The following is a 12,004-nucleotide window of genomic DNA, read 5'->3' on the forward strand; positions in this document are numbered from 1 at the left end:
TGGGAAGGATAACTTCAACACGATGTTCTGTTATTATATAGTACTTTGTGGTGGCGTGCTAAAGGGATACCCATGTTTTTTTATCAGGATCATTATTTAAGCACATCATTTCATTGTACGATCTGCCAATGCTTCGCTGACGGGCTTTGTATAAACAAATGATTTTATATTTAACTCGGACATATTTCTGCAAGAGTTGTACAAAAACGTACAACTTTTTGAGGTTTTTCGCTGTATATAGAGGGACATGAAAATCCCGGCACATCAAAAGTGCCGTTTACATATATCGACCTCGGCACGCACGATGGCAGGCTGACGCTGACTATGACTGCGGGATATGAAGCGACGTGCTATACTGTGCAGAGGACAGCAGCTTGACAATTCTCACGGAGATACATTTCGCATTAAAGGCACAGCATGATCAGAAATCTGCTGCTGTGTATTTCCATGAGTTCATAATTAATTTGCAGTAAGTTTTATCTTCATCGAATGATTCGGGCACACCGAGAAAAATGCGTAAAATAGGCTTTGTATTTAGTAAAATACGATGAAAATATCACGATATATTTGAATAATAATATTGAAAAGGATATGGGAATGTGATATAATAAAATATTGAAAGAAGATTTATTTGTTAAGGGCGCAGGGCGCGTCCTGTTGGGTTAGAAAACGTGTATAATTAAACGGAGGTAATCGTATGAAAAAAGTGTTGGCTGGTGTCTTGGCTGTCATGATGACTTTTTCGGGTACAGCTTTGCCCGAAAATCAGTTCTGGAAAGGTGCAGGTGTTATAAGTGCCTCTGCTGAAAACTGGACTTCGGTAAGATCTCTTACATCAGATATGACTGTGTCAGGCTCAGTAGAAACCAATAGTGATATCATCCTAAACGGACACACTCTTACTATCAACGGAGATCTGTATATGACAGCAGGTATGCTGGAAATGGGTACAGGTAAACTTGTAGTAAACGGAAATCTTTATATAGGCAAATATAATGCGAGTTCGTATGCACACATCAGGATGCAGGACAGCTCAGCATCCATAACCGTCAAAGGTGATCTGAATTGGAATGTTGCAAAAAGTGAGTATATCGGAGAATATATTACAGCAGGTACTATAAATCTTGCCGGTGATGTGCGTGATTATGTGACATCGTACGTGAATCCGAATGCATTTAGAATGTCAGGTACTGGAATTCTAAATCTCAATGGCACAGGGATCCAGACTATACAAGGCGGATACTGTTCTATTATAGCAAAGCTTAACATCACAAATAACCGTACAGTTGATTTGGAGGGCTTTTTTGATTCTGCTACCCCTCTAACCTCTGATCTGAATATCGTAACTCAGAATGGTATTAAAATAACCCGTATGGTCATGGGCGGAAAGAATGTTACGATAACCGGAAAGGTCATTCAATTTGAAAAGGATATCGAACTTGGCGGCGGTACGCTCACTATCAACGGTGATTTTATTGCTGAAGGCGGTGAAACAAAACTCGAAGGCGGAAAGCTGAACGTCAGCGGAGATTACAGTATAGGAAAGTTTACCAGCTTGGGTGAACTCGGATCCTCGGATGCGGGACTTGATATGTCGAACAGCAGTGATGTTGTTAACGTAGGCGGAAATTTCGCTATTAAAAACTGGGCAGGTTCTTCTCATTGTTCCACACAGATGACTGCAGGCAAAATGTATGTCGGCGGAAACTTCAGCTGCAGTTCAAGCCATGTAACATTCGGCTCGGGAAATACTGTTTATATGAACGGTAACGGCCCTCAGACCGTAAATCTTACCCTTGGAAAGAAGATATATAATCTCGTACTGGTACAGGATCTTGATAAATATAATTCGGATATAGCTAATTATGCCGTAAAGCTTGTGACAAATCAGCCTGATATTTCCAACGGTACAGTGACTCTCAGTTCGTCTTCCTATACCTATGACGGCACTGCCAAGCAGCCTGCTGTAACTGTAAAGTTAGACGGAAAAACACTCATCGAAGGTACTGATTATACCGTTACGTTTTCCGACAATACAAATAAAGGTACTGCTTCAGCCACGGTTAAAGGCAAGGGCAGCTATACAGGCACTGTCACAAAAACTTTCACCATCAATGCCGCAAATATCGGCAGTGCGGCACTTTCACCCTCAAGCTATACCTATGACGGATCGGCAAAAACTCCCGGACTGACATATAATTCCAGAACTTTGGTGAAGAATACTGACTATACCGTAACCTATTCCAATAACACCAATGCGGGTACTGCTACTGCATCTGTTACGGGCAAGGGGAATTTCACAGGCACCGCCACCAAGACTTTCGCCATAAGTGCCAAGAGCGCAAGCACCCTGACAATGACAGTTTCGCCAACCAATTACACTTATGACGGTTCAGCGAAAAAGCCAACAGTTACGGTAAAGGACGGTTCTAAAACTCTTGTCAGCGGCACTGATTATACTGTTTCATATTCCAATAACACAAATGTCGGCACAGCAACAGCGACAATAACCTGCAAAGGCAACTACACAGGAACAAAGTCCGCTAACTTTACAATAGGCAGTGCGGCGGCAACTCAGATAAGCACCTGCACTATCACCCTGGGAACAACATCCTATACCTACGACGGCACAGCAAAACAGCCTGCTGTCACTGTAAAGAACGGTTCTACTACTCTTACAAAGGGTACGGACTATGCAGTTTCATATTCAAACAATACTAATGCAGGAACAGCAACAGTGACCATTACAGGTGCAGGAAAATATACAGGCACCACTTCAAAGACTTTCACCATAAGTGCCAAGAGCGCAAATTCCCTGACAATGACAGTCTCACCAACCAATTACACTTATGACGGTTCAGCGAAAAAGCCAACAGTTACGGTAAAGGACGGTTCTAAAACTCTTGTCAGCGGCACTGATTATACTGTTTCATATTCCAATAATACTAATGTCGGCACAGCAACAGCGACCATAACCTGCAAGGGCAACTACACAGGAACAAAGTCTGCTAACTTTACAATAGGCAGTGCAGCGGCAACTCAGATAAGCACCTGCACTATCACCCTGGGAACAACATCCTATACCTACGACGGCACAGCAAAACAGCCTGCTGTCACTGTAAAGAATGGTTCTACTACTCTTACAAAGGGTACGGACTATGCAGTTTCATATTCAAACAATACCAATGCAGGAACAGCAACAGTGACCATTACAGGCGCAGGAAAATATACAGGCACCGCTTCAAAGACTTTCACCATAAGTGCCAAGAGCGCAAGCACCCTGACAATGACAGTTTCGCAAACCAATTACACTTATGACGGTTCAGCGAAAAAGCCAACAGTTACGGTAAAGGACGGTTCAAAAACTCTTGTCAGCGGCACTGATTATACTGTTTCATATTCCAATAATACTAATGTCGGAACAGCAACAGCGACCATAACCTGCAAGGGCAACTACACAGGAACAAAGTTCGCTAACTTTACGATAGGCAGTGCGGCAGCAACACAGATAAGCACCTGCACTATCACCCTGGGAACAACATCCTATACCTACGACGGCACAGCAAAACAGCCTGCTGTCACTGTAAAGAACGGTTCTGCTACTCTTACAAAGGGTACGGACTATATCGTTTCATATATCAATAATACCAATGCGGGTACAGCTGCTGCGGTTGTTTCCGGCGCAGGTAAGTATACCGGTACCGTCAACAAGACTTTCACCATAAGTGCCAAGAACGCAAATTCCCTGACAATGACAGTTTCGCCAACGGGTTATACCTATGACGGCAAGCCCAAAACTCCGTCGGTGACTGTTAAGGACGGCAGCGTTACACTTGCGAATGGTGTGGACTACACTGTTTCATATTCAAATAATACCAATGTCGGCACAGCTACTGCAAAGATAACCTGCATGGGCAACTACACAGGAACAAAGTCCGCTAACTTTACCATAAGCAAGGCTGCTCCTGTGGCAATAAGCAGCGGTACTGTTTCGCTCGGAACTACTTATTATATTTATGACGGCACAGCTAAGCAGCCTGCGGTCACTGTTAAGTATGGTACTGAAACTCTTGTGAACGGTACTGATTATACAGTTTCATATACCAATAATACCAAGGCAGGAACAGCTTCTGTGACCATTACAGGCAAGGGCAGCTACACAGGTACTGTAACCAAGAGCTTCACCATAGAGCCTAAGAATGTCAGCGGTCTTGACATATCTGTTGCACCCACAAGCTACACCTATGACGGCAAGGCAAAGACCCCTGTGGTTACTGTGAAGAATGGCAGTACGACACTCGTAAAGGATACCGATTATACAGTTTCATATCTCAATAATACTGCGGTGGGTACTGCAACGGTGACTGTAACGGGCAAGGGCAATTACTCGGGTTCCAGATCTTTGAACTTTACCATAAGCGAACCTGCGGCAATATCCCTGACCGGCTGCACTGCATCACTTGGAACTTCATCATATACCTATGACGGTGCTGCAAAGCAGCCTTCTGTTACTGTTAAGTATGGTTCTTCAACACTTGTTAAGGGTACTGATTATATAGTTTCATATACCAATAATATCAATGCGGGCACAGCAACTGTTACCATTTCGGGCGCAGGAAGATATACGGGTACTTTGACCAGGACATTCACTATAAATCCCAAGTCTGTAAGCGGACTCACTGCAGTGGTATCACCATCAGGCTATACCTATGACGGTACTGCCAGAAAGCCCGATATTACCGTGTCTGACGGCTCAAGGACACTGACGGCAGGTAAGGATTACACCGTGGCTTATTCAAACAATGTGAATGTTGGTACTGCAACAGTCACCATAAAGGGCGCGGGCAACTATACGGGTACTCTGAACAAATCATTCAGGATAAGCGCAAAGCCTGTCAGCGACCTTGAGGTGACACTGTCAGCTACTTCTTATACCTATGACGGCAGTGCAAAGCAGCCTTCGGTAACTGTTGCTTACGGCACAAGGAAGCTTGTGAACGGTACTGATTATACTGTATCCTATTCAAACAATACAAAGATCGGCACAGCTACAGTGACCATTACAGGCAAGGGCAATTTTACAGGCACCAAGGCAGCTTACTTCACTATAAACAAGGCTGAGGCTGTAAATATTACCAATTGTAAGGCTGTACTTGATTCAGATTCATTCGTATACGACGGCATGGCTAAAAAGCCTTCCGTGACTGTCAAAAACGGTGACAAGACACTTCGCAGCGGCATCGACTATACCTATGCCTATGACAATAATATCAACGCAGGAAAGGGTAGCGTCATCGTTACCGGCATGGGTGATTATGCAGGTACGGGCATACTGAGATTCACCATATCTCCTGCAAGCGTTGACAACTTTATAGTAAATGTGCTGAAGAATAATTACATCTATGACGGTACTGAGAAGAAGCCGGGAGTTGTAGTTACCGAGGGTATGAATACCATGACGGAGGGCGTGGATTACATACTCACATACGGAAACAATATCGCTGCAGGCATAGGTCACGTTTACGTAAACGGCATAGGTAATTACCGCGGTATAAAGCAGGCTGACTTTGCTATAACCGCCAAGGATGCAAGTTCAAATGATATATCCGAATGCAGCATTCAGCTTACTGAGAATAAGGCAGTGTACACAGGCAAAGCTGTGACACCTGATGTGATAGTAAGAGATGGTGTTACAGTGCTGACAAAGGATGTTGATTATACTGTTGGATACATAGCGAATGTCAATGCGGGCACAGCTAAGGTAGTTATAACAGGTATGGGTTCGTATACGGGTATATATGAGGACAGCTTCGAGATAATCCCCAAGTCATCCAAGGGACTTGACATAACCCTGACACCATCGGGCTATGAGTATGACGGTAAAGTAAAGAAGCCTTCGGTTACAGTTAAGGACGGCAGCAGAGTACTGACGGAAAAGAACGACTATACTGTTACGATATCAGATAATATGATAGCAGGTAATGCAGTTGTCAAGGTAAGCTTTACAGGCAATTACAGCGGCACTGAGACCGGCAGCTTCAAGATAGCGGCAAGCGATATCTCAAAGGCATCGGTGGTACTGGAGAAGTACTGCTATGATGCGAACGGAAGCGAGAGAAATCCTTCGGTAACAGTGGAAAAGGACGGCAGGACACTGGTTCAGAACAGGGACTACCGTGTGGAATATTCTTCAAACGTAAATGCAGGTACTGCTTATGTTACCATAACGGGACAGGGCAATTACTACGGTACCGTAAGACAGCGTTTCGCTATAGGTTCGGCATCCGCCAAATCCATATCAGGTTTCAGAGTGACCATGGATAAGAATACGTTCGTATACGACGGCACTGCAAAAAGACCGACGATAACTATCACAAACGGTACTGTTACCCTTTATGAGGGACAGAACTTTGAAGTGATTTGCGAGAACAATATCGAAGCAGGCAAGGCTAGGATCATCGCCATAGGCAAGAACGGCTACAAGGATCAGGTCTCGGCTGAATATACCATATCGCCAAAGAGCATAAGTTCAGCTCAGGCTGCACTGTCAGCAGATACCTACGAGTATGACGGCTATGCAAAGACTCCTGCTGCTGTAGTTACCTTGAATGGTGTGAAGCTTGCCGAAGGCAGGGACTACACTGTTGCGTATGTTAATAATACTGCTGCAGGTACAGCTTCTGTGAAGATAACAGGCAAGGGCAATTATTCGGGCTCGTTCGTGAAGAATTTTGCGATAAAGGGCAGGAATGCGGCTTGCCTCGGAGTTCAGCTTGAAAAGAATAAGTATGCGTTCAGCGGCAAGGAGATACGCCCGGCGGTAAGGGTCACCGACGGCAGCAAGGTGCTGACAGCAGGCACTGATTACGAAATGACCTATGAGAACAACAAGTCGGCAGGCGCCGCAAGAGTTGTAATAAAGGGCAAGGGAAACTATGTCGGCGTGACCGCTGCAAGCTTCTCAATAACAGGTAATAGTACTGCCGGTGTGATGAAGGGCGATGTCAATGGTGACGGTGTTGTAAATGTTACTGACCTTTCAAAGATCGCGGCACACATAAAGTCAAAGAAGTCCCTTACGGGTAATGTATTCGTCGCAGCAGACGTTAACGGTGACGGCTCTGTAAATGTCGGTGACCTTTCACGTGTTGCAGGCCATGTCAAGGGCAAAAAGAATATAAAATGATATCATAAAAAACAGCTCCGCTCATGGCTGGTACGTATATAGACGTTTGTGATCATTATTGAGGGAAACCCTTTTGAAAAAGGGTTATCCCTCAAACTCCCTTCCCAAAACTTTTAACTCTATTTGGCAGGGGCAGATATTCTCTCAAAGAACAGAGAATGTCTGCCTTTTGCTGTGCTATAAAAGTATAGCTGCCCCTGCCAAATAGAAATAGAAGTCTTTGGAAGGAGGTCTGGAGGATAACCTTTCTTCAGAAAGGTTTCCTCCAGTAGTGTTCATAAATACTCTATATAAGTACTGCCCTTAAGCGCAGCTGTTTTTTGTTATCAGATGAAATTCATGATAAATGGTTCGATGAGGCGGCAGCTTACGGCGAGGTTTATGTTCTGACCTTCCTTGGCACCGCCAGTACACATACCTATTATCTCGCCGCAGGTATTGAGCAGTGCACCGCCTGAACTTCCGTGGGATATCGGTGCTGTGAACTGTATCATATCGGTATCGCCTACAACTCGGAAACCTGAGATTATTCCGTCGGATACGGTATTGAAAAGTCCCAGGGGGCTGCCTATGGCGATGACCTTCTGTCCGCGGACGAGTTCATGATGTGCCTCTCTGTAAAGAGGGATGGGCTTTGTGCTGCGGTTTATTTTCAGCAGTGCCATATCATGGACATTGTTGTACTTTACTATCTGGACAGGATAGGCTGTCCTGTCGTTCTCAAAGCGCACAAGGAAGTAGCTGCCATTGGATATGACGTGGTAGTTGGTGAGAATATACCCATTGTGGTTTATGGCAATACCCGAGGCACTGCCTGTCATATCACCGTATTTATCGCATATAGTTATCATGACTACGGACTCGGCAAGTCTTGCTATCTCCTCTGAGGAAAGCTCACGGCGGGCAGTATAGGTCTGCGGGGCAGTAGTGCTTCTCTTCCAGGGGTCGGACGGGTATTTTGTATCTACCTCCGGTATATCGCTGTGGGTATCGAATGCGATATTTTGAGCGGTAGCAGTGTTTGTCTGCCTTGGTACGTTTGTATTGCCCTTGCTGCGCTGACGGGGCGGTATCTTTACTTTGATATTGCCCTCATCGCCGCGGATGGGCGCATTTGGACGGGGACCGTTCCTGCGCTCACGGGGAGGTATGGCAACACGGATATTATCCGTATGCTGAGGACGCTGAGCCGGACGGGTATATGACTGCTGTGAAGCTGCAGGCTGTCTTACCGGAGGGGGTGGTGCAGGTCTTGGCGGAACGTATGGGGGGATATCTGCTGAATATGGCATACCCAGTGTGATAAGCTCGGACTTATCTGTAAGCACAGGTGAAAGCTTGCCTTCTCCCTCAGGCATCAGCATAAGGACACGCCAGCCTTTCATATAAGCAAGGTAGCAGAAGAGGTATTCCTTATAGCCTGTTTTTCCGCAGTACACAAGTACACCGCCTGTACGGCTGCCCATGAGCCTGCTCCAATGGAGAAGGCTTATTATAAGGTTGGTTTCGATGGATGTATTGATGCCTGTCACGCTTTCGCGGTAGAGTGCAAGCAGTCTTGCGCCCTCAAAGCTTTCGGCGAAATCAGCAGATCCCCTCCTGAGCCTTTCCACTTCATCCGTACTCTGTGGTGTATCCAGTTTATCAAGGCGCAGATAGCCCTCGCCGCCAAAACGGCGGTCAAGCTCCAGTATATCATTGATATAGGTGTCAGATACGCCTACGCAGCGTAAAAAACAGCCTCCGCCTGAATTCTCAAGTCTGTCAGTCATGATCGACATATCATCACCTCAGATTTATTTTATCATGCCCGCGGGACTTTGTCAATATGAACTGAAAAAAGCCCGCGGAAAACATCCGCGGGCAGTAAAGACACAGTTGTATCAGCTGTTATATTTCATGTATTGCAACAGGATATGCCCCATGCCTATGAGCGCATAGATCGCAACAACAACACCTATGAATCTGAACAGCCAGCCAATGTAGGGTATCGCACCGAGTAAAACAAAAAACAGAGCGCAGAAAATCAAAGCGGCAAGATAGATGCCGATGAAGAATATGACACTCCTGATATCACGGATGTCACACTTCTTGTTCTGCGGGAAGAGGTCACTGAATTCCATGTATGCTAATTTATCACGCCATTTTTGTATAAAAGCCTTGATCGGTTCCATAAAATATCCCCCTGTTTCATAAAATGATTTAATGATATAATTATAACTCATTGTGACGGCTATTTCAATATTTTCTTAATAATTTCAGCGGTTTGCATAAATAACTGTAATTTGTGTTGTCTGATTTTACTTCTTATCTTTTTCGGGTGGGTTTTCGCTTATATATCTGTCCAGTATCTCAGCAGCTGTTTTGACGAATTTGATACACGGACGCACCTTGTAATACTTTTCGGTGCGTTGTTCCGGAATGGGATCTGATGTAACTTTCAGTCCTTGCAGAAGTTCGCGGCAGACGATCGTTCCGTGTTTTTCCTTGAACTGCTCAGCTGCTGCCTGTATGCGCTTATAGTGGTCTGCTTTGTCATCAAAGGTGAAGTTCTCGCCGGTGCCGTAAAGAATGCTCAGCACCATGAACATAGCTGAGCAGGTGCCGCATACCTCGCGAAGCCTGCCCATGCCGCCGCCGAAGCCTGATGAAAGTTTAAGGGCAGCCTCTTTATCCATGCCTGTGACATCTGAAAAGGCAGCGAATACGGACTGTGCACAATTGAAGCCGCCTGCGAAAAGTTCACAGGCTTTATCGGAATGATCTGTTGACATAATCAAGCTCCTTTTGGGTGGTATAGTACCGTGTGTTTTTTTGCGGTATATATTATACACCATTTTGAATACAATTGCAATAGCCAAAACGGAGTTAGGATGTACTAATCTAACTTTGCCCGAAAAGCTTATAAATCGGGGCTCGGGGGCAGGTGAGAAAATTATCGGTAAATTAAAAATTTTTGTAAAAAGACTTGAATTGTGAGAGAAAATGTAGTATTATATTATAGAGGCAGCATGGTCTGCCAAATAACCGAAAGGAGTTATTATCAATGATCTATTCGCACGAAGTTGAAACAATGTGCCCTATCGCACAGGGCGTTGCTCACGGCGCTGCTCCTATCCCTGAGGAGGCTAAGTGGGTCAAGGCAAAGGAGATAAAGGATATCTCGGGCTTTACACACGGCATCGGCTGGTGTGCTCCCCAGCAGGGTACCTGCAAGCTCACCCTGAATGTTAAGGAGGGCGTTATACAGGAGGCTCTCGTTGAGACTATCGGCTGCTCCGGTATGACACATTCCGCAGCTATGGCTTCCGAGATCCTGCCCGGCAGAACAATTCTGGAGGCTCTGAATACAGACCTCGTTTGTGACGCTATCAACACCGCTATGAGAGAGCTGTTCCTGCAGATCGTTTACGGTCGTTCGCAGTCTGCATTCTCCGAGGACGGTCTGCCAATCGGTGCAGGTCTGGAGGATCTGGGTAAGGGTCTGCGTTCTCAGGTTGGTACAATGTACGGTACACTGGCTAAGGGTCCTCGTTACCTGGAGATGACCGACGGTTATGTTACTGATATCGCTCTGAATGCTGACGATGAGATCATCGGCTACAAGTTCGTAAACTTTGGCAAGATGATGGACTTCATCAAGGCAGGCGACGACGCTAATACAGCTTTTGAGAAGGCTAAGGGTCAGTACGGCAGAGTTGCTGATGCCGTTAAGTTCGTTGACCCCAGAAAGGCATAAGGAGGATCAGTATCATGGCATTATTTGAATCTTATGAGAGAAGAGAAAAGCAGATCCTGGCTGTTATAAAGGAATACGGCATCAACTCTATCGAGGAGTGCGCTGATGTATGTAAGGCTAAGGGTCTGGATATATACAAGCTCGTTGAGGGCATCCAGCCTATCTGCTTCGAGAACGCTAAGTGGGCTTACACTGTAGGCTGCGCTATCGCTATCAAGAAGGGCTGCACAAGAGCTGCTGACGCTGCTGCTGCTATCGGCGAGGGTCTTCAGGCTTTCTGCATCCCCGGTTCTGTTGCTGACCAGCGTAAGGTTGGTCTGGGTCACGGCAACCTGGGCAAGATGCTTCTGGAAGAGGATACCGAGTGCTTCGCATTCCTGGCAGGTCACGAGTCTTTCGCTGCTGCTGAGGGCGCTATCGGTATAGCTGAGAAGGCTAACAAGGTTAGACAGAAGCCTCTGAGAGTTATCCTGAACGGTCTGGGCAAGGACGCTGCACAGATCATCGCTCGTATCAACGGCTTTACTTATGTTGAGACCGAGATGGATTATCACACCGGCGAGGTTAAGGAAGTATTCCGCAAGGCTTACTCCGAGGGCCTGAGAGCTAAGGTTAACTGCTACGGTGCTAACGATGTTACCGAAGGCGTTGCTATCATGTGGAAGGAGAACGTTGACGTTTCCATCACAGGTAACTCCACCAATCCTACCAGATTCCAGCACCCTGTTGCAGGTACTTACAAGAAGGAAAGAACAGACGCAGGCAAGAAGTACTTCTCTGTTGCTTCCGGCGGCGGTACCGGCAGAACTCTGCACCCCGACAACATGGCAGCAGGCCCTGCTTCCTATGGTATGACTGATACTATGGGTCGTATGCACTCTGACGCTCAGTTCGCAGGTTCTTCTTCTGTTCCTGCACACGTTGAGATGATGGGTCTTATCGGCATGGGCAACAACCCCATGGTTGGTGCAACAGTTGCTTGCGCAGTTGCTGTTGAAGAGGCTATGAAGTAATAGCTAAACGGCTATAAATCGCATAAAAACGAAATCCTGACAGGTTTTACGACTTGTCAGGATTTT

At 45.9% G+C, this 12,004-nt stretch carries 6 protein-coding genes; 3 read left to right on the forward strand and 3 right to left on the reverse strand.

Going from position 1 to position 12,004, the window contains the following annotated elements:
• Positions 1–697: 697 nt before the first annotated feature.
• Positions 698–7,186: a dockerin type I domain-containing protein gene (locus RUMAL_RS20490; protein WP_013497373.1), complete on the forward strand. Its 6,489-nt coding sequence runs from the start codon at positions 698–700 to the stop codon at positions 7,184–7,186.
• Between the two features lie 326 nt (positions 7,187–7,512).
• Here RUMAL_RS20490 and RUMAL_RS20495 read toward each other — a convergent pair whose 3' ends face one another.
• From RUMAL_RS20495 to RUMAL_RS03230, 3 genes are all read right to left on the reverse strand, one after another.
• A complete protein-coding gene (locus RUMAL_RS20495) occupies positions 7,513–8,967 on the reverse strand; it encodes a S1C family serine protease (protein WP_013497374.1) in 1,455 nt (484 codons plus the stop codon).
• Between the two features lie 102 nt (positions 8,968–9,069).
• Positions 9,070–9,360: a hypothetical protein gene (locus RUMAL_RS03225; protein WP_013497375.1), complete on the reverse strand. Its 291-nt coding sequence runs from the start codon at positions 9,358–9,360 to the stop codon at positions 9,070–9,072.
• Positions 9,361–9,486: 126 nt separating this feature from the next.
• Positions 9,487–9,960 carry a C-GCAxxG-C-C family protein gene (locus tag RUMAL_RS03230; RefSeq protein WP_013497376.1) on the reverse strand — a complete coding sequence of 158 codons (474 nt, stop codon included), beginning with the start codon at positions 9,958–9,960 and terminating at the stop codon, positions 9,487–9,489.
• Positions 9,961–10,232: 272 nt separating this feature from the next.
• On the opposite strand from RUMAL_RS03230, the gene RUMAL_RS03235 reads away from it, so the two are divergent.
• Positions 10,233–10,925 carry an iron-sulfur cluster assembly scaffold protein gene (locus RUMAL_RS03235; protein WP_013497377.1) on the forward strand — a complete coding sequence of 231 codons (693 nt, stop codon included), beginning with the start codon at positions 10,233–10,235 and terminating at the stop codon, positions 10,923–10,925.
• 14 nt (positions 10,926–10,939) lie between these two features.
• Positions 10,940–11,938 (forward strand): GGGtGRT protein, encoded by a 999-nt coding sequence (locus RUMAL_RS03240; protein WP_013497378.1) that lies wholly within the window; start codon positions 10,940–10,942, stop codon positions 11,936–11,938.
• Positions 11,939–12,004: the final 66 nt, after the last annotated feature.

The sequence above is a fragment of the Ruminococcus albus 7 = DSM 20455 genome (assembly GCF_000179635.2).
GTDB classification, from domain to species: Bacteria; Bacillota; Clostridia; order Oscillospirales; family Ruminococcaceae; genus Hominimerdicola; species Hominimerdicola alba.

Excerpts from the sequence above, each read along its gene's own strand:
- RUMAL_RS03225 (WP_013497375.1), bottom strand. The coding sequence starts at position 9,360 with ATGGAACCGATCAAGGCTTTTATACAAAAATGGCGTGATAAATTAGCA.
- RUMAL_RS03240 (WP_013497378.1), top strand. The coding sequence starts at position 10,940 with ATGGCATTATTTGAATCTTATGAGAGAAGAGAAAAGCAGATCCTGGCT.
- RUMAL_RS03235 (WP_013497377.1), top strand. The coding sequence starts at position 10,233 with ATGATCTATTCGCACGAAGTTGAAACAATGTGCCCTATCGCACAGGGC.
- RUMAL_RS20490 (WP_013497373.1), top strand. The coding sequence starts at position 698 with ATGAAAAAAGTGTTGGCTGGTGTCTTGGCTGTCATGATGACTTTTTCG.
- RUMAL_RS03230 (WP_013497376.1), bottom strand. The coding sequence starts at position 9,960 with ATGTCAACAGATCATTCCGATAAAGCCTGTGAACTTTTCGCAGGCGGC.
- RUMAL_RS20495 (WP_013497374.1), bottom strand. The coding sequence starts at position 8,967 with ATGTCGATCATGACTGACAGACTTGAGAATTCAGGCGGAGGCTGTTTT.